Raw genomic sequence first — 26,492 nt, 5'->3', positions numbered from 1 at the left:
ATTAATCCTAGATAGTCGATTCATCCAGAGTTTACTGAGTCTGGGCAGGGGATTCCTCAACAGGTCGAATAATCACAGGGGCAGGAGTCACTTCCGGGCGGAAGATAGCTTTTAGCGACTCTTCCAAAGTTGGAGTCATGACAATGCGATTTTCGTAAGCAACGACGACTCTGACTAAAGTGGGTAAACTGTTTTGCTCGGCTTCCAGATAGATGGGTTCGACGTAGAGCAGCGATTGTTCGATCGGAACGACGAGTAGATTTCCTTGAATTGCTCTCGACCCCTGACGATTCCAGAGTGAAATTTGTTGCGAAATCACGGGGTCTTGATTGATTCGCGCTTCGATTTGTTCAGGGCCATAGACTAAACGCTCTTTGGGAAAGGTATAGAGCAGCAATCGCCCGTAGTTTTCACCGTCCGATCGCGCTGCTAACCAAGCAACCAAGTTTGTGCGAGCCTGCGGAGTGTAAGGCAACAATAGAATAAATTCTTCAAACGGAACGGTCGGAAGGCTGGTAATTAGATAGTAAGGCTCGACCAGTCGTGATTGATTGCCGTAGACTTCATTTGCGATCGTCCATTGATCCTCCCGGTTGTAAAACACTTGGGGATCAGTCATGTGATAAGTTCTGAGACGATCGGATTGAATTTTGAAAAAGTCTACGGGATAGCGAATGTGCTGACGCAGCGTTTCGGGCATGGCGCTGAGTGGCTTAAATAAACTTGGAAATATTTTTGTCCAAGTAGTAATGATGGGATCACTTGGATCAGCAACATAGAAATCGACTGAGCCATTGTAAGCATCAATCACAACTTTAACGGAATTGCGAATGTAATTAATTTGATTTTGTGTTGGCTCAGAGTAAGGATAACGCTCGCTCGCTGCATACGCATCGATCATCCAATAAAGATAATTTTGATTGGGTTCTGAGGCATTTGAATTGCCATTTGCAGCGACAAGGTAAGGATTGCTGTCATATCTGAGAAATGGCGCGATCGCTTGAATCCGCTGCTTTATGGTGCGCCGAAACAGCACTTTCGTTTCTGGCAAAAACTCCCGCGTGACTAGCAGCCGCCAATCTTTCAAATACATTGCAAACAAACTACGTCGCCACCAAGATCCGATCGAGAGACCACCTTTACCGTCGTAGCTGTTGTAGGCATTATCGCTGCCGCTCGGATAGTCTAACTCTTGCTGCCGAGTTCCTGTCATAACGTGCGTATCGGTAAGCTCACCGTAATAGATTCGGGGTCTACCGATCGGGATACTATCGCGAATCGCTTGACTCGATGTTACAAGTGCGCCCCCGTTTGTGTTACCGATATCTTTGACAAAATATTCTGGTAATCCACCTGCCCCCACGACATTCACTGGACTGACCGTAAATCCATACCCGTGTGTATAAACCAAGTGTTGATTTACCCAGGTTTGAGCTTGTTCTGGAACAGCGCGGTAATCTAATTCTCTTGCAGCAATTAGGACTTGTCGGCGTTCAGTCTGACTCGGTGCGGGTTGAGGCGATGATGCTGGAGCGCTGGGTCTTTGGGTCGGGGCTTCGGTGCGTAGCGTGTAGCGATCGAAATCCGCATCGGGAAACCGATAATAGAGCCGAATCTGCTGCAATTCGCGATTGGTGTCTAGCAAAGGGCGCTGATCCCACAGTCGAATATTGCGAACGGTGAGATCGTTGTTTCTCAAATCTGCTTCGCTGAGCTGTCCTTGAGGATTAAAAGTTTGAGTGTCGATCGCATTCAAGCCAAACGCTTGACGAGTGAGGGCGATCGATTTTTCAATATAAGGTTGCTCTCGTACCAATTCATTTGGCTGCACGATGAGGTACTGCACCACTTCGGGCAGAACAATCGCAACGATGGCAACAACACCGTAGACAATTAATCCAAAGCCGACCCAGCGACGACGCTTCGATCTCGGTCGCCAGAAGATCCAGCGCCAGAAGAGATAGAACGCGATCGCAAGTGCCGTGATTCCGAGCGCAACATAGGCGGGTAACTGGACATGGATATCGGTATAGCCTGCGCCATAAACGGCTCCTCGCGTTGAGTAAAGCAGTTCATAACGGCTGAGCCAATAGCTAAATGCCAGCGAGAACATGAACAGACTGCCTACTCCAAATAAGTGGCGCTGTTGTGTAGAGGAGAATCCAAGAAAACGCCCTTCACTCAGGCTATTCCCAGATAACAGATAGCTCAAACTAACAGAGAGCAATCCAAACAGCGACAATCCTACTAACCATAGTGAAAGCAATTCAGCGATGGGAAGTGCAAAAATATAAAAGCTAATCTCGCGATTAAATAGAGGATCTGCTGCATTAAATGCAGTGGGATACAGATACTGCAATAGAGCGATCCAATGCTGAGATAATATGAAGCTCAATAATAGAGTTAATACAATTGCGATCGCAGTTAATAAAAATTGAGGAAAAATCAGAATCGAAATTGCAGCAGCGAACGCGATCGCCGGATACCAGATTTCAGTGCTAAAGTGCTGAACAATTTGCCAAATTGCACTGAGATTAAACAATGAAACTGTTGTGACGAAATTTGATTGCCAATAACGCCAAGCTAACTGTCCATAGTGAGCGAGCATAAACCCGATCGTGAGGCTGAGTACGATCGCCAGTGGTAACAGTGTTCTCAACCGTAGAGATAGGAGTGTATCAAATCGCGCCTCTTTTTCATCGATTAGTGGGTCATGTTTTAATCGATCGACCGTTCTGAGATTGAGCAGAAAATATGCGATCGTCACGCCTGCAACAATCAGTCCTAGCAGTCCCTGAGTAATAGTTTTTATCAGAAAAACGGGCAGATACCCGACCTCCTGAAACCAAAAAATCTCTGCTCCAAAATGAGCAAAGACACTAAGCAAAATCCATCCACCTAAACAGAAGGTGAAAAACTTTAGGAAAGTGTTTTGAAGCACAGCGTTGAAGCGAATCTTTTCATCAAACTCACGTTAGTTTAACGCGAATTAGAAGGCGCATTCTCTAACGTTTTGCAGCGCAAATTGCACAAACTGACCAGCGTTGAAGCTCTCCCGGCGGCGTTGGACTGCCGCACTCCGGACAAAGCGGCAAATGTTGAGCGCGACTCTGTACGATCGATGACCAGCGATCAAATGCAGTTTTGGCATTGCTAAATAGCGCAAGCTGCGTTTCAATCTCTGAAGTTTGCCTTGGTAAAAGACTCGGATGACTTTGCCAAGGATCAGACTCAACTGGAGTTTCAGTCTGAGGCGATCGCCATTGAGCGGTCGAAAATCGAATGTCGCTGAGATCGATCGATAACCGCTCTCGAATCTTTCTCAAAATCATGGAACGTTCAAACACAAGCGTCTGTGTCCAAACTGGACTCGCAGTCGTTACTTCCAGAACGTTGCGCTGAATAGCGATCGGTTGAGCATAATTCGCAATCTTCTCGCTAACCAGTTCTGCCCAGATCTCTAGAATGCGCTGTAGCTGTTGACGCTCTAGAGACTGATAATGCGGCTCGATCGCCCCCAAAATCGACTGTAATTCTTGAAACGACATAATTTATTGAAGAAATACGAGTGCGATCGCTAACCAAATCAAGAAGCACGATCGCGTTAAGTTCGTCGCTTGGTGAATGGTGTCGATCGTAATCGGTCGTAGCGGTTCACCGAGTAATGGTTTCTGTTTCTTAACGCCGCGATAATAATTCACTCCACCAACTTGAACGCCTAAAACCGCCGCATACACACACTCACTCCAACCCGAATTTGGACTCGAATCCTTTGGCGCATCTCGTTGGCAAAGGCTCCAAACCTCAAGCGGCTTGCCTGAAATCAGACCTAAAGTAAACACCGTCAACCGACAAGGGAGCCAAGTCAGAACATCATCGGTTTTAGCGCTAAACCACCCAAAATCCGTAAATGGCGCTTCTCGATAGCCAATCATTGAATCGAGCGTACTCGCTGCCTTATACGCGATCGCCAACGGAACACTCCCCACAGGCGTAAATGCTCCAATCAACGCATAAAACAATGGAGCCATCACACCATCAACAGCATTCTCGGTCACAGTTTCTAGAATAGCTCTAAGAATCTCTGGTTCCGGCAAATTCTCTGTGTCCCGACCGACATACAAGCGTAATCGCGATCGCGCCTCCTCCAAATTCGGCAGCAAGCCTAAAACATCTTCCGCAGCCATTCTCAAACTTCGTCCTGCAAAACAACTCGCAAGCAAAACGATCGCAATTGCAGTCCCAAACGCTGGATGAATTGATTTTGCAACTTCAATTGCGCCCCAAGCGATCGTAGCGCTTCCTAGAATGAGCGCGATCGTCAAGACAATTCCTGCACCCTTGAGGAGAATCGGATTTTTGGTGAATCGAAACGCGATCGTTTTGAATTGCTCGATCGTCCATCCCATCACCTGCACCGGATGAATCCAATTCCACGGATCGCCGATGCAAAGATCCAGCAATGCTGCCCCGATTAAAACCCCGCTCATCTCAAACCACAAAGCTCGCCCCTTCTCCCTGAGATGCCCGCCAACTCCGCGCATCGTAGTATAAATCTTCCAGTGAAATGCTGTACAGCGCGTTTTGCAGCTTTTTGTACAGTCGATTCCACACGCTAAACGCCACCCAGTCTTCTGCCTGAGCATCATCCGGCGTATGGTGCGCCAAAGGTTCCACACTTTCCCCAACTGCCGCAAGAATCTGTCCTAGTGAAATTTCTGCGGGATGTCGCGCCAGTTGATACCCGCCCTGCGCCCCTCGAATCGAGTGAACCAATTTTGCTCGGCGCATTTCGATTAGCAACTTTTCCAGATAAGGAGCCGGAAGATCTTGCCGAAGCGAGATCGCCTTGACCGAAGCTGGTCCATATTCTGGCTGAAAGCACAAATCTAGCAACGCCTTCACGCTGTAATGCCCGCGTGTCGTTAGCTTCATCATCAGAGAAATTGTCTCATCCTACTCTGAATAGCCTAACAGGGAAGGCGGATTCTATTGAGGTCATGCACTCAACCCAGTTCTACCGCTCTTTTAGAGATTTCACCCAGTAGTCTTTAGAAGTGCTCGTTGGAATTCCTGTACTTGCAAGCTCTTGCTGAATCTTGAGTCTTTCCGAGACTGAGGGATTGGACAGAAACTTGGAACGGGTTACTAACTGTAAGCTTGAAGGCTGAACCGGACGAGACGCGATCGCAGGAGGAGTAGGCCGAAGCGCCAGTCCAACTAAACTTACGATCGATGCAGTCCAGCCCGTAAGCGCAGCAATGGTTAACCACTTTTCAACTGTCTGATTCATCCTCGACTCCACCATACTCAGGAACTTGCTTGCAGACCGGCTCTAACCGGACTAACAGAGATATCTTGCTCTCAATGATTATAACTTGATTAACAAAAGCAGGAATAGATCTCGCTCTGTTGTCAACCGTAAAGATTGGCAAATTTTGCGATATATAGGCAAAACTTCGGAGGAATTTCCACTAGAATCCGATGTCCCTTGCTCAAAAGACAGTGTTTTGAATGGTTATGAATCTCAAGCGCCTGCTTCAAGTGGCGCTGCTTGTTTCAGTCGCAATCGTAATTTTGATGGTGAGTGTCGTACCGCAGGGATCAAGCGCTACGGCTGGAAAAACGCAATTGCAATGGTACGGACAGTCCGCATTTAAGCTCACCACTCCATCGGGTAAAGTCCTGTTAATCGATCCCTGGCTGACTAATCCTGTAAATCCAAACGGCAAAACCGATCTCGCCAATCTCAACCGAGCAGATTTGATTCTGATTACACATGGTCACTTTGATCATGTCGGCGATGCCGTGACGATCGCCAAAAAAACAAACGCCCCCTTAGTCAGCACCGCCGACTTAGGACAGGCATTAGTAGGCATCGGCTATCCCAAAAACCTAGCTACCACGCAAACTCTAGGGAATTTCGGGGGTGAACTGACGCTGTTAAACAATGAAGTGAAAGTTGCTTTCATTCCAGCTGTTCACAGTTCGGCTGTTGCATCAGATGGGAATCCAGCCCAGTATGCAGGCAATCCGGGAGGATTTTTAATCACAGTGCAGAATGGGCCTGTCATCTATCACACAGGCGATACTGACGTTTTCTTGGATATGCGGTTGATCCCAGAATTTCGTAAAGTTTCGGTGATGCTGGCTTGCATCGGCGATCGCTTCACCATGGGGCCTAAGCGGGCAGCCACTGCGGTGAGTTATGTCAAGCCAAATGTTGTGATCCCGATGCACTTTGGCACTTTCCCTTTATTAACCGGAACACCTCAAGCGTTTCAAGCCGAACTCGATCGCCAAAGAGTCGCAACAAAGCTTCAAGTCATGAAAGTGGGTCAAACGATTCAGCTTTAAGTTGCTTGTAATGCCTCTGGTTAAGAACCAGGGCAATTCTAAATCTGAAAAGAGTAGGGTCACAATATCTCTCTGGTTGCTTTACTTAACTTAACCACAGCACGTATCGTACAATACGCAAAGTATTCATGTATGAGAGGTGGTGTGATGTCGGAGGCGGCAACGAAGCCCCTGACGATTCCGAGGGAGTTGCTGGGAGCGCCCGGTGATTTTAATCCAACGTTATTAATATTTCTGATCTCAAACGCGATCGCCATTATCACCACACTCGGCTACTGGTGTTGGGGATGGGTGGATTGGGTTTGTTTTTGTCTAAATACGATCGGGCTGCATCTGCTGGGAACGGTGATCCACGATGCTTGTCATGGCGTGGCGCACCGCAATAAGGTGATGAATGCACTCCTTGGACATGGAAGCGCTTTTTTCCTGTGCTTTTCTTATCCAGTCTTTACGCGGGTACACATCCAACATCACGGCAACGTCAATGATCCTGAAAACGACCCAGATCACGTCGTTTCGACGTTCGGGCCACTCTGGATCATTAATGCGCGATTTATGTATCACGAGTTCTTTTTCTTTCAGAGAAAGCTGTGGCGCAAAAATGAGCTGTTTGAGTGGTTTTTAGCGCGCCTGTCATTAGCGATGATCGTCTTTGTCGCAGTAAAGTACCACTTTTTGGGCTATGTGTTTAACTTCTGGTTTATTCCTTTGGCGATCGTGGGCTTGGTGTTAGGGCTGTTCTTTGACTACCTGCCGCATCGTCCATTTAAGGAACGTGATCGCTGGAAAAATGCCAGAGTCTATCCAAGTCGAATTCTGAACGGCTTGATTTTGGGACAGAACTATCACTTGGTGCATCATCTTTGGCCCGCTGTACCCTGGTACAAATATCAAGCTGCATACTATGCAGCAAAGCCGATTTTGGATGAAAAAGGAGCGCCGCAATCAATCGGACTGCTTAAAGAAGACTTTTTTGGCTTCCTCTACGACGTTTTCTTAGGCATTCGGATTCATCCCAAGCCGATTAAAGAAATCCCAGAAGCGCCGATCGCTGAATAGCCGGAAAGCCCCAACTCTGAAGTGAGAGCTGGGGCTTTTTAAGATCTGCCTGGATGGAGAGGATGCTTTTACGATCGCTGCGCCAGAATTAGCTATAGAAAAATTGTTATTAATGCGGAGAAAACAAACATGGGATATTTCCTAACCATCCTGGTAACAGCACTTAGCTTGCTTGTCGTGGATATTGTATTACCCGGTGTCAATATTGAAAGCTTTGCGGTCGCGCTGATTGCAGGTGTGGCGATCGGTTTGGTGAATACTTTTATCAAACCAATTTTGTCGCTGTTGACGCTACCGATTAACCTGCTGACGTTGGGATTGTTCTCGATCGTCATTAACGGAATTTGCTTTACCTTGGCGGCTGCTTTGGTTCCAGGATTCCAAGCTCACGGTTTAGTGTCCTTCTTGGTCGCACCGTTTATTCTGTCGCTGGCAAGCACATTCTTGAACAAGTATTTTGCTGAGCGCAATGTTGATCTCAAGCCGAATGCGTAACTAAACATAAGTTTGACAAAGGTTTTCGCTGCGGTTTGAGCGGTTGGCTGCCCCCTAGATCCCTCACAAGTTGGGGGACTTTAATAATTGTTTGATAACTGATCGATGCCCATAGAATTCTGAAATAAAAAAGGGCGGTCGAGATACCGCCCTTTTTTTCGCTAATTTTGAGGACTTGCGATCGAACTCAATGCCCAATCCGGTCGTAAATTCTTCGCCTGCCGCAAATAAGGATGATGAATTTTCACATCTGGATCAGGCGTATTGAAATGAATCAGAAACCGAATACAGCGCTCTAAGCTACCCTGGACGTGCATTTGCTGAACATCAATCAGGGGCACATTCGCCCAGTGGGAGCGCTCACGAGCGATTGCCGCTGGAAAAATCGCATCAAGATCCTTAGTGACTGTAAACGTAGCGCTGACGATTTCCTCCGGGTCGAGTTGGTTATAAGTTTCTAACTCATCCAATAACTCTATTACCGCTTCCCGAATTGCCTCGATCGTATTCTCTGAAGCGGTGGTCGCTCCCCGGATTGCTCGTACTCGCCAATGCACGTTCCCGTCCTCCTAAGTCTTGCTCGTTCGTACCTAGATTATCAACGAAAGGGCAAGGGTGAAATCCGGATAAATGCTTTGATCTAAGGACGATACAACCACAGCGGCAATCCGCAAGTCTCAAGTTCAAATTCCAACCAGTCCATACCTACCACAAGCGGCGGTAAAGCTCCGATTAAACCGTCTAGACGATCGTTCGAGGCAAAGCGACCGACTAAGGATTTCTTTTCTTCAAAGTTATAAGTCTTCGTCTTCTCTGGATCGAGATTCACCAGTTCACATGCCCAGCGTCGCGCATCTTCTTCGGTTCCTAAACGATCGACCACACCCAATTCAACCGCCTGCTGTCCGGTAAAAATTCGTCCGTCTGCAAACGATCGCACCGTTTCTTCTGAAAGATGTCGCGACTCTGCAACCGTTTGCACAAATTGAGAATAGCTGATATCGATCAGGTCTTGCAGAATTTTTTGTTCTGGCTCTGTGAGTTCGCGATCGAACGACAAAATATCTTTGTAGGGCCCTGATTTAATCACCTTGAACGATACGCCAACTTTCTCTAGCAATCGCTCAATATTGTTACCGCGCAGGATTACACCAATGCTACCTGTAATCGTTCCAGGATTCGCCACGATGTGCTGTGCGCCCATGCCGATATATACCCCGCCCGATGCGGAAATATTGCCGTAGCTCGCAACAATCTTAGTTTTTTGCCCCAACCGCTTCAGCGCTTCATAAATCTCCTGCGAATCGCCTACCGTTCCGCCAGGACTGTCAATTCTCAGCAATAACGCCGGAAACTCCCACTCCTCCACCGTTTTCAAATTTTCTAACACTCGTTTTCGAGTTGCGCCCGCGATCGCACCTTTAACTTCAATTCGAGCAATCTGCTTCCGCAACCCACGCTTAAACAACCGCACCATAATGCCTTAACCATCACAAGTTAAGACAATTTTAACGTTTCCGCTTGAGATCCATTCGATCGACATCGCTATCCAGACTACTTAACACTTCTACATAATTTATTAAGATGAGAAGAACACCATTTCCAAATCGCACTCATGCAGACTAAATCTCGCTCTTTGATCCTCCTGATTGCACCGTTTTTCCTGTGGGGAACCGCAATGGTAGCGATGAAAGGCGTAATTCCAAATACGACTCCGTTTTTCTTAGCGGGGGTGCGCTTACTACCTGCGGGACTTTTGGTGCTGCTAACGGCGGCATTTATGGGTCGATCGCAGCCTAAAGGGTGGGCAGCATGGCTCTGGATTAGTTTGTTTGCGATCGTAGATGGGGCGATGTTTCAGGGCTTTCTCGCTCAGGGATTAGTTAGAACCGGAGCGGGATTGGGATCGGTAATGATCGATTCGCAGCCGCTAGCGGTGGCACTCATGGCGCTGTGGTTGTTCGGTGAAAAGATTGGGGTTTGGGGCTGGTTGGGACTTGCGATCGGCGTTTGCGGCATTAGCTTACTGGGATTACCGGAAGAATGGATTCTTTCTGCTGGATCGCGGTTAGGCGATGCCCTATTAGATATTCATTCGTTTACCGATTTATTAGCAGGATTGTTCGATAACGGACAGTGGCTGATGCTGTTAGCGGCATTATCAATGGCGGTCGGAACAATTATTTCGCGCTATGTCTGCCGGTATACTGATCCAATTGTGGCGACGGGATGGCACATGATTTTAGGCGGATTGCCGCTGTTTGGATTATCAAACCAGCTAGAAAGTGGACAATGGACGAATTTAACGGCAGCGAACTGGGTGTCGCTCTCGTATTCGACGATTTTTGGTAGCGCGATCGCCTACGGCTTGTTTTTCTACTTTGCTGCCAGTGGAAGTCTTACGAGTTTAAGTTCGCTGACCTTTTTGACCCCTGTATTTGCGCTGTTGTTTGGAAATCTTTTCCTCGCAGAAGTCTTGAGCCCGGTTCAGTGGGTGGGCGTGGGCTTCACGCTAATTAGCATTTACTTAATTAATCAGCGGGATGTGTTGGGCGAGAAACTCAGTGGTTCGATTTCTGAGTCGATCGAGGAAGTTCAGGGTAACATAGCCGAGAAAAGGCAATTGCTACCGCAAGCCGAATCAACTCTCAGTGAAATTACGACTCTGTCCGATTCCGACTCTTAGCTTTTAGCAATCCGAGTCGGATGGCGATATGACCTTCCGTTTTGGATTCCGCTATGACTCGTTCTCTCCTCCTGATTGTCACTTGCGCGGCTTGTCTCAGTTTGTCTACGCGCTCAGTTCAAGCTGTTCCCTCTCAATTAGCTACACCGCTTTTAGCCAAAACTGGAGAGCCAGCAAAAACGCCGTTTTGGGCATCACCTTTGTTTCTGGGTGGGCTTGGGGCAACGAGCATTGCTGGAGCGGTTACGGTTTGGGTACTCAAGCGCAAATTGATCGCTGAGAATTTAAGTGAGCAGAGCCGCGCGATCGAGAATCTGGAGCGATCGCAGTCAGTGGTATCTAGCAGCAATGGAACTCCTGATATAAGACCGGAGCTTCTGCCGCTCACCGGGAATTCTCAATCAGAAACCGCCACCCAGGCAGGATCTGGTGGAATACTGCAGGTCGTTGAATTACCCAAAGCAGTTTCTTCACTTGCGATCGAAGAAACCACTCGTCTTGCAAAAATCAACATTGTTGATGAACTGATTCAAGACTTACGATCGCTTGACCCTGCAAAGCGCCGCAAAGTCATTTGGGAGCTAGGACAGCGCGGAGATACTCGTGCTGTGCAACCGTTGGTTGATCTGCTCGTCGAGTCGGATTCTAAGCAGCGAAGTTTAGTTCTATCTGCACTTTCAGAAATTGGCACTCGAACCCTGAAACCCATGACAAGAGTGTTAGCTGTTTCGCTCCAAGATGAGAATGCAGAGGTGCGAAAAAATGCCATTCGGGATTTGACCCGCGTGTTTGACATGGTTTCGCAGATGAGTCATTTGCTGCATCAAGCGACCGAAGATTCAGATCAAGAGGTGCAAGACACAGCAAAATGGGCATTGGGACAATTGAATCGAATTCGATCGGCTCCCTCAGAAGCGCCCACGCTGAAAAATCCAGAGAGTTTGCCGTAGAGTAGGAAAACACTCCACGTTAGAATCCTGTGTCTCGCTCGAATCCGCTTAAATTACTGCTGCTGTCTACTCCGGTTGGCGCGATCGGCTCCGGTTTAGGCGGCGGCGTTGAACTGACGCTCACAAATATTGCCCGATCGCTGATCCTTCTCAATCATTCAGTGACAGTGGTCGCGCCTGAAGGCTCTGTTCTGGATGGCATTCCGCTAGTGCCGATCGCGGGAAATCTCCAAATTACGGCGCAATCTCAGGGGCGCGATGCCCTGATTACGCTACCTGCGAATTCAGTGTTGGGGAATGCTTGGAACTATGCGCGGCAAGTTCAGCATGAGTATGATGTGCTGATTAATTTTGCCTATGATTGGCTGCCGTTCTATCTCACTCCATTTTTTGAGCGCCCGATCGCTCATTTGGTCAGCATGGGATCGCTGACCGATGCAATGGATCAAATCATTGCTCAAGTTGCTGAACAGTTTCCCGCGACGATCGCGGTTCACAGTTTGGCGCAAGCAGAGACATTTTCGTTTCGCGATCGCTGTTTTAATCTCAAAAATGGCTTTGATTTATCGCAGTACCAATTCAATCCAACCCCAAAAAATCACCTCGCTTGGGTCGGTCGAATTGCCCCCGAAAAAGGGTTAGAAGATGCGGTTGCTGCCGTTGACCAAATTGGAATTCCGCTGAAAATCTGGGGCGTGATTCAAGATGAAGCGTACTGGAATCACATTCAAGCAAGCTATCCAAATGCGCCGATCAACTATTGTGGCTTTCTCTCTACTCAGGATTTACAAAAAGCGCTGGGAGAATCGAGGGCGTTGTTGATGACTCCGCATTGGGTCGAAGCGTTTGGCAATGTAGCGATCGAAGCACTAGCCTGCGGTGTTCCGGTGATCGCGTATCGTCGCGGTGGGCCGGCTGAGATTGTGCAGGCGGGTAAAACGGGGTGGCTGGTTGAACCGGATAGCGTCGCTGGATTAGTTGAGGCGATTTCTAAACTAGAGCAAATCGATCGCGCCGAATGTCGTCAGCAGGCAGAGCGCGAGTATTCTTTAGAAGCGATCGGAGAGCGGTTAGAAATTTGGCTCGATCGCATTGTACAATTCCAAGATTTATAGATCGCGAAATTTGTAGATTTTATGAAACGCTGTCAGCCTCCTGCACCGCTTAAACCTGGCGATCGTCTCTGTGTGATTGCGCCAAGTGGCACCTTACGCGAACTAACTGCCTTCAAACAAGGCATTGAGGTGTGGAGGCAGCGCGGCTATCAGGTCGAGCTAATGGCTGGATTTGACGACCAGCATGGTTATCTGGCGGGAACCGATGAACAGCGTCGCGCTCAATTTGCAGCCGCACTGAATGATCCGGCTTGTCGCGGAATTTTGTGTGCCCGTGGAGGATGGGGCGGTGCAAGGGTGCTGGAAAAATGGCGCTTTCCCGCCGTTGAACCGAAATGGCTGATCGGGTTTTCGGATATTACCAGTTTGTTATGGGCTTATGCAGAACAAGGTGTTTCTGGGGTTCACGCGCCGTTGCTGACGACGATCGCCGCTGAGCCAGAGTGGTCAAAAAAGCGTTTGTTTGATTGGATTGAAGGGCGTTCTCTGCCTGCGCTTCAAGGGTCAGGCTGGGTAAGAGGTCAAGCGTCTGGATTGTTATTGCCTGCAAATCTTACGGTCGCGACGCATCTTCTAGGGACACCGTGGCAACCGGATTTTTCGGGGGTGATTTTGGCGATCGAAGATGTCACTGAAGCCCCGTATCGCATCGATCGAATGCTGACGCAATGGCGCTTGTGTGGAGAGTTTCGCCATATTCGTGGAATTGCGATCGGGCGATTTAGTAAGTGTGATCCGCCTGCGGGAATGCCGAGTTTTAGCATTGAAGAAGTGCTACGCGATCGACTCTCTGATCTAGGAATTCCGATCGTATCTGGCTTACCGTTTGGTCACGATGGCGAGAATGCCGCGCTGCCTGTGGGAATTCCAACCGAAATTGATGGCGATCGAGGCATTCTCAGTTTTCAAGCGAATACTTGATCAACCGCAATCTCGAAGCCGTTGAGAACTTTTTGAGTCGCGATCGTCTGTCCAGGGCTAAAAATTTGCCAGGATTGGTCGATCGTTCTCACCATGATTAGTTTTGCTTCAGGAAAGACAAGCCAAACTTCCTCGCAACCGGATTCTAGGTATTCGATCGCTTTCGCAAACAGTTCCTCGGCGAAATCGGTCGGAGAAGCAACCTCCGCAATTAGAGGATAACTTCGTGGAACCGTAGCACTTTGATTAAACTGAGCAAACAGAGGTGCGGGAAGATAAGCACAATCCGGTCGTCGTCCTTGCTTTTGAGTCCGACAAGGGGCTTCCGGTAACGCTTTGCCCCCTGGCTCATGTGCTGTCGCATGGTTGTTCCACGCGGTCACAATATTGCCTTGAGCGATTGAGTGCTTAACCGTCATTCCTGTTTTTTCAACTAATTCACCATTTACCCATTCCATGTCTTGTGGAGGATTGGCAACGAAATCCTCCAAGGTGAATGGTTTAGAAATTTCTTCTTGTACTGGTGCAAGAATTTCTTGCGAAACAGTTGCAATCATTATTTTTTCTCCGTGTATTTTACTTCTAGCGGGAAAGTGAAGCGATCGAGACTCCTAGCCATTGCTCGAAGTTCTGCTGCTGAAGCTCGGATGGATTTTCGATCGTCTCAATTCCGTAACTGGTTGCACGCGGTTTTGCAAGCGTCAGCGATCGCTGCTTCAATTCATCGCCATGGAATACCGTCAACGTAATCGTATCTCCGGGCTGATAATCCTTCAGTCGCTCCTCAAACTGCCCGGAATTGACGCGGAAGCCATCGATCGCCAGAAGTTCATCACCAGGGTCGATCGCCGCTTTCTGAGCAGGCGAACCCGCTTCGACGAACTTGATCATTTCCCGACCGCCTTCTGTCTTCACGGTCATTCCAGAAAGCGGTGGTAGATTCGACGCGTCGGCGTTCGATCGCAGACGCAATCCAAATGCGGCTAAATATTCGTCAAATGGAAGTTCTTCAGTTCCGTAAAGATAGCGATCGCAGAAATTCGTTAAATCAAAGCCAGCAATGGATTCGATCGTTGTTTTCAATTGTTCGGGAGTGAAGCCGATTTCGTCTTTACCAAATTGCTGCCACATCACGCGCATGACATCATCAAACGATCGTTGATTCTGATGCTTAATCCGAATCGCTAAATCTAATAACAGCGTCATCATCTCGCCTTTGAGATAATAAGAAATCTGAGAATTAGCGCTATTCACATCGGGGCGATAAAGCTTAATCCAAGCATCAAAACTCGATTCGCTTAAGGGTTGCACTAAACGTCCGGGTGTTGTCAAATAGCGAGAGACTTCTTGACCCAAAGCATTAAGGTAAGCCTTTGCATCATAAATTCCTGCACGATACGGAAAGATTAAATCATAGAAGCTGGTTGTTCCTTCACTAAACCAAAGTGACGGCGTGTAATTTTCACCGTCGTAATCAAATACTTCAAGCGCTTTTGGTCGAATTCGTTTCACATTCCAAAGATGAAAGAATTCATGAGCAACGAGCTGCATAAAGCGATCGTACTTCTCTTTCGCCCGAAATCCTAAACGTGAATAAATCAAAGAACAGCAATCTTTATGCTCTAATCCACCGAAGGAATTTGCAGTTAAATGTAAGAGAAAGAAATAGCGATCGTAAGGCAATCCGCCAAACATTTCGGCCTCAACCTGAATGATTTTTTGTGTGTCTTGAACAATGCGATCAACATCTAGTTTTCCTTCTCCCCAAACCACAAATTGATGCGGTTTTCCTAATACTTCAAACGAATAAACTTGGTGCTGTCCAATCTCAAAGGGACTATCGACCAATGTATCGAAATCTTTGGCTTCAAAGGTGTTAGGTGCGATCGCAGGCAGAGCCGTCACAACTTGCCAATCTGAACGAGGGGGAACGATCGTGACGCGAAAGGGTTGCTTCTCATACCCCGGCATATAAAAGAACAGTGCTGCTCCGTTGAAATACCCGTGATTTTCATCGAGATGATTCGTCCGTACCGTCAATTCATTGGCAAAAATCTGGTAGTGAACCTCGATCGCCTCTTTACCCTGAGTTTGAATCTGATAGTGATTTTTAGCTAACTTTTGCCAGGGCAATGCAGATTTGAAACCTTGCAAATGGCGTGAATACTCGCGCACTAAATACGATCCGGGTGTCCAAACGGGCATCTTGAGGTCGATCGTTGGCAATGTCCAACCCTGAATTCGCAGCGTCACCTCGAATAAATGCGACTCCGGCTCAGGCATCGCAACGACATACTCAAACGACAAAGCACTCTGTGGAGAAGAGTTTGAAATTTCCGCTTCTGGACGTAGCGATCGGATAGCTCCAAACTCTTCGTGATTCATAGCGCTCAACTCCAGCAACAAAGGATTTCTCTATCCATCATGCCGCAATTCCACAACCCAACTCACCCCTTTTTAGAGGCTAACGCAGTAAGCTGCTGCAAATTTATCAGATGAATGACCTGCTGCTTCGGATCAATCCGAATCCAGCCCTTGCTATCCAGCTTTTCGAGAATTTTGCTCGTTTCCTCAACGGTGATATCGGTTACATCAGCTAGATCTTTGGCAGGAATATTGAAAATATAAACCCCTGAGCCAGAAGATTGACCGTAGCTTTCAGCCAGTCCGACTAGCGTGTTGACAAGCTTAATAGCTGCGGGTTGATGGCGCAACTGAAATCTAAGATTCGTTTGGCGCAATCGTCGTACCATCAATTGCAGCATTCGATGGTGGAGTTGCGGGTCTTTAAACAGGGTTTGGATAAAGCGCTGTGCCGAAATGCTCATCAGCCGCACATTAGAGAGCGCAATTACATCGGTTGATCGGGGAGATTCATCCAAAATCGCCATTTCACCGAAAAAGTCGCCGCGACCGAGGAGCGCCAGCGTTGAAACCTCTTCGCCTGTACCAGAGTGTCGTCGGACTTTGACCCAGCCAGAAACCACAAAATACACAGCATTTCCCCAGGCATCTTCCATCAAAACGGCTCTGCCGCTGGGGTACTCATGTTCAGTCGCAACGGAGAGCAACCAATCTAGCGTCTCTGGATTTGCCGCCGCGAGTAATGGAAATAGCTCACTGAAAACTTCAGTCTGCATCGGATGATCCACTGGGGAAAGAGGTCGTTTTTATCTTTCCCCAATTCTTCACGTGATATTCATCACACCGAAAGTTGGGGATCAAGAACGGCTCTTAATCGGGGTAAAAGCGCCTCTACCGCCTCTCTTTGCCCAATGACGATCGCTTGCTGATGCGCCAAACTTTCTAAATTTAAGACCTCTGGAGTGAACTCGATCGTGTTGCCGTCTAAGTCACAGCACGCCAAGCCCGCAGTTTGTGCAATCGCGATCGGGGCGACCGTGTCCCAAACTTTCACGCGGCGATTTAGGTATAGATAGACCTCAGCTTTTCCTAACACCACGTTCATTACTTTTAAGCCGAAGCTTCCAGGCGATCGCAAAAATTCAATTTCAGGGATTGATGCAGAGATCTGGCGGGCAGTATTGCGGAAATCTTTATCGCCAATAATGATGCGGTAGGAATCGACTCGCGCTTGCGGAATCTTACAAAGCTCCGGCTCATCGTCTCCGATCGCCTGCCACACGCCTAATGATTTTCCACCGTAATAAAGGGCATCTTGTTCCGGTGCATAAATCCAACCCGCGATCGGCGATTGGTGTTCCAGAAGTCCGACTAACACTGCATAATCCGGATCGCCGTGAATAAAATCCTGGGTGCCATCGAGCGGATCAATACACCAGAGTCGATCGTACTCTTCCTGATACTGTTTGCGAGAGGCAGCGTTTTCTTCAGTAATGATGCCGTCGTTGGGAAAAAGCGTAGTGAAGAATTCAGAAAGCTGTCGATCAAGCGCTTGATCGACTGTGGTGACAAAATCACCGGGTTCCTTCTGAAAGACTTCGTAGTTTTGGGTGGAAAGGGTTTTGGCTTGTTGTCCACACGATCGAACAATGCGCCGGATTTCGGTCAACTGGGCGGGAGTGAAAATCATGGACAGAGGGTGAAGGATGACAGGAGCGATCGTAGAAGACAGATTCTGAAAGCACAACCGGATACACAAAGATTTTATCGTTGAGATTTTATCGTTTGTGCGCTTTCCAGGTTCCACCGTAAATATAGAAGGGATTATTTTGGCTCACTTGCTCCCAACAGCTTCGACAAACAAAAATCCACTCACCAGACTCATCGCATTGAATACGGTAGAGAACAGGAGCGGATTTTTCACAAAGAGAACAGGTTTTTTCTCGATCTCGACTCATGGATTTACGCTAAAGCTGAAGCTTTTGGTTTAGCAAAGATCATGCGACCTGCGGAAGTCTGCAAAGAGCTGGTGACAATCACTTGAAGCTCTCCGCCAACATAACTGCGCCCATCTTCAACCACAACCATCGTACCGTCATCAAGATAGCCAATCCCTTGAGCGGGTTCTTTCCCTTCTCGCAGAATTTTTAGATCAATGCTATCTCCTGGTAAGTAGGACGGGCGGATCGCTTGAGTCAAATCATTGACGTTCAGAACGGGAACTTTCTGAACGGTTGCGACTTTATTCAGGTTGTAATCCGTGGTCAGTAGGGTTCCGTTGATTTCTTGAACGAGACGCACCAGCTTCGCATCTACAGTTGGAATATCGTCGTAGTCTGCGGGATGAATGACCACACGATCGGGATAGGTTTCTCGAATCCGATTGAGAATGTCGAGTCCTCGCCGTCCCCGGACTCGTTTTTGGTCGTTCGAGGCATCTGCAACCTGCTGGAGTTCTTGCAGAATGAACTGCGGCACGAGTAACTGACCTTCGAGAAAGCCTGTATCCAACAGATCAGCAATTCGACCATCGATAATGCAGCTTGTATCGAGGACTTTTGTGGTTGCAGCTTTGATCGTGCCTTCAGAGAGCAGGAGCGTTTCAGCGCTGCTGGGATTGATCAGGCGTAAAAGCGATCGACCATGCACATCCGCAAGCGACATGCCTGAAACTGCAAACATGATGCTACCAAGCACGGCCGTGAGCGGTTTGAGAAACGAGAATTCCGATGGAATCGGCAGCAGGAAAATTGGTGCAAGCAGCAAATTCGCGACCAAAAGCCCAATCACGAGACCGACTGAGCGACTGAGTAGGGTATAAGCTGGAAGTTGCCGGACATCACGTTCGATTCGGCGAAAGGTTGTCTGGGCGACAAGCCCGATCGCTAAACCAAAAATTGCACCAAACCCGCCACAAACCCAGCGGAGTGCTTCTGGATTTGAGACTTGTTGCAGTACACTTCCAGGCAGTGCTTCAATGCCGTGAAAGCCAGTTCCCGCCCCTGCTAGGATAAATGAGATAATGATAATTGCGTCGAGCATAATGGCACTGGAGACGCATTGGAGCGTCTGTACGGGAAAATTGCGAGTCAAGCAAAACGATGAAGCACTGCACCCAGTCACGCGAAGTTACCGGATCGATGGGAATTTGATGCAAATCAAATTCGCTAAATACTGTCAGGCCTACGAACCGCTTGACTTGGCATCATTATATCCTGCTTGTTCGTGGATTCCTGCCCCCAAATGCTTATCTGATGGGGGGTTTACCTCACTCTGCCGTATTTTGTGATACAAAATTTAGCGATTTCTGAGAAGCGGTCGCCTCTTTTGCTCTACATTTCCCGAAATTGAGTTTGAAAAATAAGTTACAAGTCATGGAATTTAACATTCCAAGTTCGGCGTATGTTCATATTCCGTTTTGCCGCAGACGGTGTTTCTACTGCGACTTTCCGATTTCTGTAGTTGGGGATCAACGCAACGGCAGCAATTTTAGAACGATCGTCAATTACGTCGATAAATTGTGTCAGGAAATTGATCAGACCGCAAATTTAGGTGAACCGTTAAGAACTGTGTTTTTTGGTGGGGGAACTCCTTCGCTTTTATCGGTTTCACAATTGCAGCAGATTTTAGAGCGGCTCGATCGTCAGTTTGGAATTCTTCCTGATGCGGAGATTTCGATGGAGATTGATCCGGGTACGTTCGACCTCGAGCAAGTTCAGGGATTCAAATCAGCCGGAGTCAATCGCTTCAGTTTAGGGGTGCAGGCGTTTCAATCTGATATTCTCAAAGCTTGTGGAAGAACTCACACGGTTGAAGATATTTATCATTCGATCGATCTACTTCATCAAGCAGAAATCAAAAATTACAGCTTAGATTTAATCTCAGGTCTTCCCCATCAAACGATCGAGATTTGGCAGGATTCTCTCGATCGCGCAATTGCACTTTCACCCGCACATTTATCGATCTACGATCTAACGATCGAACCGCAAACGCCCTTTGGCAAACAATTAAAGCCGGGTGAAAAACCTTTACCCTCAGATGAATTAACCGCAGATTTCTATCGATTTGCTCAACAGAAATTGACGAATGCTGGTTTTGAGCATTATGAAATCTCAAACTATGCGAAACCCGGCTATCAATGTCAACACAATCGCGTGTATTGGGAGAACCGATCGTTCTACGGTTTTGGGATGGGTGCGACGAGTTTTCTTAACGGCGATCGTGTTTCTCGACCGCGTAAGCTGCTTGAGTATTACGCTTGGTCTGAAGCACCACAATTAGACTCTGAGACAACCCAAGTTGAGCACTTATTAGATAGTTTAATGGTGGGATTGCGATTGCAAGAAGGAATTGATTTGAAGCAGCTAAGGGAGCGATTTGGAGAGGGTGCGATCGCTCAAATTCTAGACTGCTTACAGCCCTACGAAAAAGTGTCCTGGGTCGAAATCACGCCAGGAAGAATTAAGCTCACTGATCCCGAAGGCTTTCTTTTCTCAAATGTGATTTTAACGAAGCTATTTGCACGATTCGACGAAGATTAATTAAGGTTCTGATTTTAATAGCTCTCTTCGATGTTGCCAAACTTCTAAACTTAGAGTGCAGGTCATTAGCCACACAAATCCTGCTCCATAGCCCGCAATAATATCTGTCAGCCAATGCACACCAAAATACATCCGACTAAAACCAATGAGCGCAATCAGAAGTGACATTAACAACACAATTAAACTACGATATTTCCCATAACGTTTTGCTAACAAATATCCGAACAATCCATACATGACGATCGATAACATCGCGTGTCCGCTCGGAAAGCTATAGAAATTTACCTCAACGACTCTTGACCACAATTCCGGTCGTGCTCGTTCAAATAGTCGCTTCAGTAGCAAATTCAGCACCAACGCCCCGACCCCGCCGATCGCGATCGTCATTGCCTGCGATCTCTGATGACGCAGCAAAACAAGACTCATAATTACAGCAACGATAACCAGCACCATTGGATCGCCAATCGCAGTCACAAACAGCATAATTGGAGTCAGCCACGGAGCCTGAAGCCGATGAATTGCAAACAGCACACTAATATCAAATGCCTGCGTCTGGTCGTGCATCACCGTCTCTGCGAGTTCTGCAAATCCCCAAAGCGCGATCGCGGCTGTGACAAGCCCAACCAAACGTACCACAGTCAATAGCGGCGTGATTCGATGCCCGACCCTTCGCCGCCAAAACGTTAAAATTCTTTCGCTTAATCGTCGAATGATTTCGACCAACATCTATTTAAGACAACGCAATCTTGATACTTTGACAAGACTAGAAGGTGAAATTCGTCTAGCCACAGTTTGAGATTTTTGAAGTGTTAAGAAGCGAGAAAATTAAGCCATGGTAACGAATTCTAGTCCTATACTGCACTTATAGGGTGAGGTAAATTGGGATGAGGTAAATCTCACTTCAAATAATCAATAAGCATTCGATTAAGTCTTCAATTAAACTATTGGGAGAATCGGTATGTTTCGGAAGATTTTAGTTGCGCTCGATCATGCTGAAACAGGTCAGGGCGTGTTTGAAAAGGCGATCGAGTTTGCAAAAGTCAATCAATCACAATTAATGCTGCTGCATGTGATTAGCCCGATTGACGAAGGGATACCGACTCCAATGTATCCCATGCCAGATAGCCTTTACCCCATGCAGCATGAAGCGTTGATTCGGTCTTCAGCACAGTTGCTTTCTCAGGCTGAAGCCGCAGGATTAGATATGCTGAGAGCACGAGATGCGGCAGCCACAGCAGCGGGAGTTCGATGCGAATTTACACAGCACGTCGGCGATGCGGGTGACACAATTTGCACGATCGCTCGAACCTGGAATGCAGATTTAGTCATGATGGGGCGCAGGGGGCGATCAGGCATCAGTGAATTTCTCCTCGGCAGCGTCAGCAATTACGTACTACACCATGCACCCTGCTCTGTTTTAGTGGTTCAAGAAGCATTGGTTCCGACTAAAACTTGGGTTAGGACACGTTGATTTCAGTGAAGAATTAAAAAGCGCGATCACATTTGAATCGCGCCTTTTGCATGTCATAAAAATCACAGCGAATTAAGCTTCGCGAGGTGGGCGGACACTTAGAATCGATAGGAATCGATTATCTCGCCGGAGTGCCGCAAAATCCGAATTGGTCTGCGCCATCTCACGATACTCCTCTGGACTTAGCTCGATCGCTCGTTGCAAATGCTCAAACGCGAGATCCGCTTTGCCCTGGATCGCATAACAGCAGGCTTTGTTATACCAAACCGTTGCGGCATCCGGTCGAAGCGCCAGTGCTCGATCGTAGCTCTCGATCGCTGCATTAATGTTGCCCATGTGATAGAGCGCATTGCCGCGATTTGTCCAGGATTCTTCAAAATCTGGTTTGAGTTCGAGTGCGCGATCGTAGCTGGCGACGACTCGTTCTAGCTGTCCGAGTTTTCGCAATGCTAAGCCGCGACTGTACCAAGCCCAGTAGTAATCTGGCTTGAATTCGATGGCGCGATCGTAGCTATTGACCGCATCGTCGTAACGCTCTAGGTTCCGTAGCGAAATGCCCCGGTTGTACCAAGCCCAGTAATAGTCAGCGCGATATTTAATCGCTTGGTCGTAGCTTTTAATTGCTTGTTCGTAGCGTCCCATTTCATCGAGTGCGTTGCCGCGATTGTTCCAGGCTTCGGGGAAACCAGGTTGATACTCGATCGCTTGGTTGTAGCTGTCGATCGCTTGTTCGTAGCGTCCGAGATGGTAAAGCGAGTTACCTCGGTTGTACCAGGCATCGGGATAATCGGGCTTGAGATTCAGCGCAGCTTCGTAGCTAGAAACGGCTGCTTCGTAAGCTTTCGTCTTATTCAGGTACAGCCCCTTCTGGAAAAAAAGCGTTATTTCAACGTCTTGAGCGTGGCTCATTACCGGAGTCCGTCTTACACATCACTGTCCTTGTTAAGGTTCCCAGATGTTGTGCGACAAATCACAGATGAAATGAAAATTTATAAGCGTGAGCAGAAAAAAGTCGGACTAAGTTAGACTAAAGAGTTGGCATTTGAGACGCGTGAATTTCGATTTCTGTCGCTAATTCTTTATTCTGAATTGAGAGCAATTTAACCTGAAACGCAATTCCGGCAAATTCAAGATAGGGCTGACTAATCAAGGCTTGCATCCATTGCATTAAAGCAATCATGAGTGGAATCGATTGACCATCATTCGGGGTGCAATAAAATGATTCCATTTTGATGGGTTCGATTTCAGTCCGCGGACAAACAACAGCGCTAAAACCGATCGTTTGTGTATTTCTCGCGCTCCTAATGATCGCATCTCCGGTAAAGCGCATTCTGTTATTACTTAGTAACCGAATGCTGAACGGAGGCTTCAATTCTAGAAACACAGTTTCGCCTTCAAGATTTAATTCAATCGGTTGAAGAAAGTCTTTAACATAATCTGAATTCATGTTTTGATTCAGATTATCTTCAGAAAGAACGAGTCGAATATGGCTATCGATCGGTTCGCTTAGCCGAATTTTTCCTAGTAGAATGCTGAGCGGATCAATAGAAATCTGGTCAGTTTGAACTTCTACTTCTTGAACCTGAATTTGATCCTTAACAATGTTGCGTCCCGCAAAAGAGACATCTTCTACTTCGCCTCGAAATAATTTAACTAGATTAGTGCTTGCAGAGACAGCGACCTTCCTAAACTCGTCAAGCTGAGTTCCTAAAACAAGTTTGGCAAATTCAGAGAAGATATTTTCTTCAGAACGAGGCGAATCAGACATGGGTTTCAAGCTGAGAATACTCGTAATTTAAGGCAATTCTCGTAAAACCATATCTACTAAATTGAAGTAAGTTTTTATTGATATTCTGCGTCCAAGGGTAGAGGTAAAGCAGATCGGAGTTTTTTAGGGTACGATCGCACTCCTTCACTCAACTATCATGAATCATCCACCCGCACCTTGGATACTTAAAGGTCACGGTTTTCTCACGCTGCATTTGATTGACTTTAACGTTGCCGCAAAAGTCATTCCTAAAAATCTCGAAATTGTTCAAGTCCTGCCCGGAAAAACGATCGGCGGCTTAGTGCTTGGCAAATATGAACCGAGTTCAACGTTAACCTATGGAGAATTAATCGCTGTTGCAGGTTTAGTTCGCTACGGTGGCAAGATTGGAAGCTGGATCTCCCATATTTATGTCGATGATCAAAGCTCGATCTCAGGGGGCCGAAATATTTGGGGCTTACCGAAGGAAGAAGCGCAATTTCTTTGGCAACCTGGCGGGGGTGCGATCGTTAAGCAAGGTGATCGGACGCTCTGCAATTTGACTCAAGCTTGGCAATTCAATCTACCGCGACTGAACGGACAGTTTGACACTTATACCCAGCTTGCAGAAGAATTAATGCGGTTTGAAGCTTCAGCGGTTGGTAATCTTTCGATCGTGAGTTCTCGGCTTGAAGTTCCATACTCTAGCCCCTTTGCCAACCTTATTGATTCGCAACCGTGGATGGCATTCAAAGCCGAATCGCTTGAGATTACGATCGCGGCTCCGGTTTCAGTGGGTGCCAAGGTTCCCATGCCTGTGTAAATTCGAGACGAAAAAGGGCTTGAGATCATCAAGCCCTTTTTGTACTACCTTATTCAGCTTCGGGTGGATCGGCGGGAAGATTCTTTTCCTCGGCATCCGCAAGAGCCGTTTCAACCTGCTCCGGAGTCGGTGGATGCGGTGGAACAGCCTGCGGATGATTCGCTTCAAATGCGATCTCTTCTTCGATAATTTCATCAGCCGTCGAAGCCGATTCTGATGCACCGTCTTTATCAATCGACACAGATTTCGATTCTACCGCTTGCTCAGATTTCACGATGTCTTCTTCAAAGCTGAAGGCTTCATCATCGGTTTCGGTTGCGTCCTCACGGAAGTCTTTACGCACATAAGTTGTCGTATTCTTTTCGGGCTTTCTGAACAGTCCTCCGAACACTCCGGGAAGCGAAGCTACTGCACTGCCCATTGCACCGATCGTTCCCATCACATCCGGTTTAGACGCTTCGGGCGTGGGATTGCCAAAATCTTCCCGCTTTAACGGCTGATACGGTTCGGCTGGAGTTTCCGGCGTTTTGTTCAGCACTGATTGAACACGCTCCCGTACTGTTGTCACCGCTCGCTTGCCTTGCTCTAGGACTTTTGAAGTATTTTCCGAGTTGACGACCTCGTTTAATTTCGATTGTAATTCAGCCGTTGAAGGCGTGTAGCCCAGTCGAGCAGTCAGGGCTTGATAGCCGAACCAACCGATCAACGACACACTCGCGATTTGTCCCAACAGAACCGCACCGGTAATGCGATCGGCGCAAATCCAAAGCACTAACGCATAAAACAATCCCACACCCGCAAGTGTGAGATCACCTTTGCGATAAATATCTGGGTAAAAGAAAGCGGACATATACAGCCCGAAACTACCCAACGCGACGACTAGCGCTAAAAGATATGTCAGCATGTTGCTGCCCTCAACTCGGAAAAACTACTCTCAATGTACTGCGAAGCGTCGATCGGCGAAGGTAGGGTTTACAGAACAGTACCTAAGCCAAGATTTGCTCATCAAGCGAAAAATCGATTTCGGATTTGTCGCGCCCTGTCTTGAGATAGTCGTTCTGATAGGAATCTTTTAGCCCGGAAACGAGGTCAAATTCGGGTTTCCAATCGAGTTCGGTTATCGCCTTGTGAATATCTGCAAAAAAGTGCTGTGTCCGCATCGGAAACGCTTTCTTTTTGCCGAAATCGAATTTTTTCGGGTCGTAATGCACGATTTTGATCGCGCTCGGATCTTTGCCTGCTGCTTCTGCACAAGCGCGTGCTAAACCATCAAAGGTTACAGCTCGATCGCCAGACACATTGTAAATCTGCCCGATCGCGCTCTGATTGCCCAACACTTTCGCCATTGCTGCCGCTAGGTCTTTGACGTGCCCAAACTGAGTAAAGTGCTGTCCGTGGCCGGGAATGGGAACCGGACGATCGCGAACGATGCGATCGAAAAACCACGCTTCTAGATCGTTGTAGTTCTGTGCCCCATAAATGTAAGTCGGGCGAATCGAGGTAAACGGAATTCCCACTTCAGCCAGATAAGATTCTGTGTCATGCTTGCCTTTGTGCCGGCTTTTCGGATCAACCGCATCGCCTTCGACGTGCGGCATTTGGTCTGACTTGAGATAAACCCCTGCCGAACTCATATAAACAAAATGCTGAATCCGACCTTTGAACAGTTCAGCTAGGGGTTGAGTATCGCTGAGTTCACGCCCGTTGTTGTCGAAAATCGCGTCAAAATCGAGATCGGCTAACTGTTTCAAGTCGGTGGCATTGGTACGATCGCCCTTAATTTGTTTCACGCCTTCTGCCGGAGCAGGCTTATTGCCTCGGTTGAACAATGTAACCTCATGCCCTTGAGACACCAAAAGCTGAGTGAGATAGACTCCAATAAACCGAGTCCCGCCCATAATCAGAATTCGCATAACGATCGATTTACACGCAACAATTTTTTATCTTAAGGCGATTACGCTCA

General features: G+C 47.5%; 27 protein-coding genes. 10 read left to right on the top strand and 17 right to left on the bottom strand.

All coding sequences use genetic code 11. The features are described from left to right. Positions 1-31: 31 nt before the first annotated feature. The 5 genes from NC980_RS15450 to NC980_RS15430 all read right to left on the bottom strand — a co-directional run bounded on the left by NC980_RS15450 (position 32) and on the right by NC980_RS15430 (position 5,293). Entirely contained in the window at positions 32-2,941 is a 2,910-nt protein-coding gene (locus tag NC980_RS15450) for a UPF0182 family protein (protein WP_190379496.1), read from the bottom strand. A gap of 64 nt (positions 2,942-3,005) precedes the next feature. Beyond that, complete coding sequence (locus NC980_RS15445) at positions 3,006-3,548, bottom strand: DciA family protein (RefSeq protein ID WP_190379495.1); 543 nt, start codon at positions 3,546-3,548, stop codon at positions 3,006-3,008. Positions 3,549-3,551: 3 nt separating this feature from the next. Further along, entirely contained in the window at positions 3,552-4,490 is a 939-nt protein-coding gene (cbiB, locus tag NC980_RS15440) for an adenosylcobinamide-phosphate synthase CbiB (protein WP_190379494.1), read from the bottom strand. A 1-nt stretch (position 4,491) separates the two neighbouring features. Beyond that, the gene (locus NC980_RS15435) at positions 4,492-4,935 is read right to left on the bottom strand and encodes an RrF2 family transcriptional regulator (RefSeq protein ID WP_190379522.1); all 444 of its coding nucleotides are present in this window, start codon (positions 4,933-4,935) and stop codon (positions 4,492-4,494) included. 82 nt (positions 4,936-5,017) lie between these two features. Then, positions 5,018-5,293 carry a hypothetical protein gene (locus tag NC980_RS15430; protein WP_190379493.1) on the bottom strand — a complete coding sequence of 92 codons (276 nt, stop codon included), beginning with the start codon at positions 5,291-5,293 and terminating at the stop codon, positions 5,018-5,020. A 227-nt stretch (positions 5,294-5,520) separates the two neighbouring features. On the opposite strand from NC980_RS15430, the gene NC980_RS15425 reads away from it, so the two are divergent. The 3 genes from NC980_RS15425 (at position 5,521) to NC980_RS15415 (ending at position 7,911) form a co-directional block, all read left to right on the top strand. Next, the gene (locus tag NC980_RS15425) at positions 5,521-6,357 is read left to right on the top strand and encodes a metal-dependent hydrolase (protein WP_190379492.1); all 837 of its coding nucleotides are present in this window, start codon (positions 5,521-5,523) and stop codon (positions 6,355-6,357) included. Between the two features lie 147 nt (positions 6,358-6,504). Next, a complete protein-coding gene (gene crtR / locus NC980_RS15420) occupies positions 6,505-7,416 on the top strand; it encodes a beta-carotene hydroxylase (RefSeq protein ID WP_190379491.1) in 912 nt (303 codons plus the stop codon). 129 nt (positions 7,417-7,545) lie between these two features. Continuing rightward, complete coding sequence (locus tag NC980_RS15415; protein ID WP_190379490.1) at positions 7,546-7,911, top strand: phage holin family protein; 366 nt, start codon at positions 7,546-7,548, stop codon at positions 7,909-7,911. 161 nt (positions 7,912-8,072) lie between these two features. Here the strand turns inward: NC980_RS15415 and aroH are convergent, their stop codons facing one another. Together aroH and sppA are read right to left on the bottom strand one after the other, a co-directional pair. Continuing rightward, positions 8,073-8,468 carry a chorismate mutase gene (gene aroH / locus NC980_RS15410; RefSeq protein WP_190379489.1) on the bottom strand — a complete coding sequence of 132 codons (396 nt, stop codon included), beginning with the start codon at positions 8,466-8,468 and terminating at the stop codon, positions 8,073-8,075. 83 nt (positions 8,469-8,551) lie between these two features. Continuing rightward, entirely contained in the window at positions 8,552-9,388 is an 837-nt protein-coding gene (sppA, locus tag NC980_RS15405) for a signal peptide peptidase SppA (RefSeq protein ID WP_190379488.1), read from the bottom strand. A gap of 138 nt (positions 9,389-9,526) precedes the next feature. Between sppA and NC980_RS15400 the strand changes: the two genes are divergently transcribed. From NC980_RS15400 to NC980_RS15385, 4 genes are read left to right on the top strand one after another with little or no spacing between them, the layout of a single operon-like run. Next, positions 9,527-10,597, top strand: a complete 1,071-nt coding sequence (locus tag NC980_RS15400; RefSeq protein WP_190379487.1) for a DMT family transporter — start codon at positions 9,527-9,529, stop codon at positions 10,595-10,597. Between the two features lie 53 nt (positions 10,598-10,650). Further along, positions 10,651-11,547, top strand: coding sequence for a HEAT repeat domain-containing protein (locus tag NC980_RS15395; protein ID WP_190379486.1), 897 nt, complete (start codon positions 10,651-10,653; stop codon positions 11,545-11,547). 29 nt (positions 11,548-11,576) lie between these two features. Continuing rightward, on the top strand, positions 11,577-12,662 hold the full coding sequence (locus NC980_RS15390) for a glycosyltransferase (RefSeq protein WP_190379485.1): 1,086 nt from the start codon (positions 11,577-11,579) through the stop codon (positions 12,660-12,662). Positions 12,663-12,683: 21 nt separating this feature from the next. Continuing rightward, the gene (locus NC980_RS15385) at positions 12,684-13,583 is read left to right on the top strand and encodes an LD-carboxypeptidase (protein ID WP_190379484.1); all 900 of its coding nucleotides are present in this window, start codon (positions 12,684-12,686) and stop codon (positions 13,581-13,583) included. Here NC980_RS15385 and NC980_RS15380 read toward each other — a convergent pair. The 5 genes from NC980_RS15380 to NC980_RS15360 form a co-directional block, all read right to left on the bottom strand. Beyond that, on the bottom strand, positions 13,568-14,140 hold the full coding sequence (locus NC980_RS15380; RefSeq protein WP_190379483.1) for a Uma2 family endonuclease: 573 nt from the start codon (positions 14,138-14,140) through the stop codon (positions 13,568-13,570). The genes NC980_RS15385 and NC980_RS15380 overlap by 16 nt on opposite strands. Positions 14,141-14,165: 25 nt before the next feature. After that, on the bottom strand, positions 14,166-15,968 hold the full coding sequence (locus tag NC980_RS15375) for a M61 family metallopeptidase (protein WP_190379482.1): 1,803 nt from the start codon (positions 15,966-15,968) through the stop codon (positions 14,166-14,168). A 62-nt stretch (positions 15,969-16,030) separates the two neighbouring features. After that, the gene (locus NC980_RS15370) at positions 16,031-16,723 is read right to left on the bottom strand and encodes a Crp/Fnr family transcriptional regulator (RefSeq protein ID WP_190379481.1); all 693 of its coding nucleotides are present in this window, start codon (positions 16,721-16,723) and stop codon (positions 16,031-16,033) included. A 62-nt stretch (positions 16,724-16,785) separates the two neighbouring features. Further along, positions 16,786-17,637 carry an inositol monophosphatase family protein gene (locus tag NC980_RS15365; RefSeq protein WP_190379480.1) on the bottom strand — a complete coding sequence of 284 codons (852 nt, stop codon included), beginning with the start codon at positions 17,635-17,637 and terminating at the stop codon, positions 16,786-16,788. A 272-nt stretch (positions 17,638-17,909) separates the two neighbouring features. After that, the gene (locus NC980_RS15360; protein WP_190379479.1) at positions 17,910-18,989 is read right to left on the bottom strand and encodes a PIN/TRAM domain-containing protein; all 1,080 of its coding nucleotides are present in this window, start codon (positions 18,987-18,989) and stop codon (positions 17,910-17,912) included. Positions 18,990-19,321: 332 nt separating this feature from the next. Here NC980_RS15360 and hemW point away from each other — a divergent pair, with 332 nt between their 5' ends. Beyond that, positions 19,322-20,488, top strand: a complete 1,167-nt coding sequence (hemW, locus tag NC980_RS15355) for a radical SAM family heme chaperone HemW (protein WP_190379521.1) — start codon at positions 19,322-19,324, stop codon at positions 20,486-20,488. Here hemW and NC980_RS15350 read toward each other — a convergent pair whose 3' ends face one another. Continuing rightward, complete coding sequence (locus NC980_RS15350; protein ID WP_347273248.1) at positions 20,489-21,124, bottom strand: phosphatase PAP2 family protein; 636 nt, start codon at positions 21,122-21,124, stop codon at positions 20,489-20,491. Between the two features lie 322 nt (positions 21,125-21,446). Between NC980_RS15350 and NC980_RS15345 the strand changes: the two genes are divergently transcribed. Then, complete coding sequence (locus NC980_RS15345) at positions 21,447-21,959, top strand: universal stress protein (protein WP_190379477.1); 513 nt, start codon at positions 21,447-21,449, stop codon at positions 21,957-21,959. A gap of 72 nt (positions 21,960-22,031) precedes the next feature. Here the strand turns inward: NC980_RS15345 and NC980_RS15340 are convergent, their stop codons facing one another. Both NC980_RS15340 and NC980_RS15335 read right to left on the bottom strand, forming a co-directional pair. Then, entirely contained in the window at positions 22,032-22,868 is an 837-nt protein-coding gene (locus NC980_RS15340) for a tetratricopeptide repeat protein (protein WP_190379476.1), read from the bottom strand. 118 nt (positions 22,869-22,986) lie between these two features. Continuing rightward, complete coding sequence (locus NC980_RS15335) at positions 22,987-23,727, bottom strand: DUF2993 domain-containing protein (protein ID WP_190379475.1); 741 nt, start codon at positions 23,725-23,727, stop codon at positions 22,987-22,989. A 157-nt stretch (positions 23,728-23,884) separates the two neighbouring features. Here NC980_RS15335 and NC980_RS15330 point away from each other — a divergent pair, with 157 nt between their 5' ends. After that, positions 23,885-24,529: an acetoacetate decarboxylase family protein gene (locus NC980_RS15330; protein ID WP_190379474.1), complete on the top strand. Its 645-nt coding sequence runs from the start codon at positions 23,885-23,887 to the stop codon at positions 24,527-24,529. 49 nt (positions 24,530-24,578) lie between these two features. Here the strand turns inward: NC980_RS15330 and NC980_RS15325 are convergent, their stop codons facing one another. Both NC980_RS15325 and NC980_RS15320 read right to left on the bottom strand, forming a co-directional pair. After that, the gene (locus NC980_RS15325; RefSeq protein ID WP_190379473.1) at positions 24,579-25,433 is read right to left on the bottom strand and encodes a Ycf66 family protein; all 855 of its coding nucleotides are present in this window, start codon (positions 25,431-25,433) and stop codon (positions 24,579-24,581) included. An 82-nt stretch (positions 25,434-25,515) separates the two neighbouring features. Further along, positions 25,516-26,442: an NAD-dependent epimerase/dehydratase family protein gene (locus NC980_RS15320; RefSeq protein WP_190379472.1), complete on the bottom strand. Its 927-nt coding sequence runs from the start codon at positions 26,440-26,442 to the stop codon at positions 25,516-25,518. Between the last annotated feature and the right edge of the window lie 50 nt (positions 26,443-26,492).

Origin of the sequence: Leptolyngbya sp. AS-A5 (assembly GCF_039962495.1) — a bacterium.
In the GTDB taxonomy this organism is placed as follows: Bacteria; Cyanobacteriota; Cyanobacteriia; order Leptolyngbyales; family Leptolyngbyaceae; genus Leptolyngbya.
The sequence above is the reverse complement of the archived record's forward strand: the minus strand, read 5'-3'. Positions and strand labels throughout refer to the sequence as shown.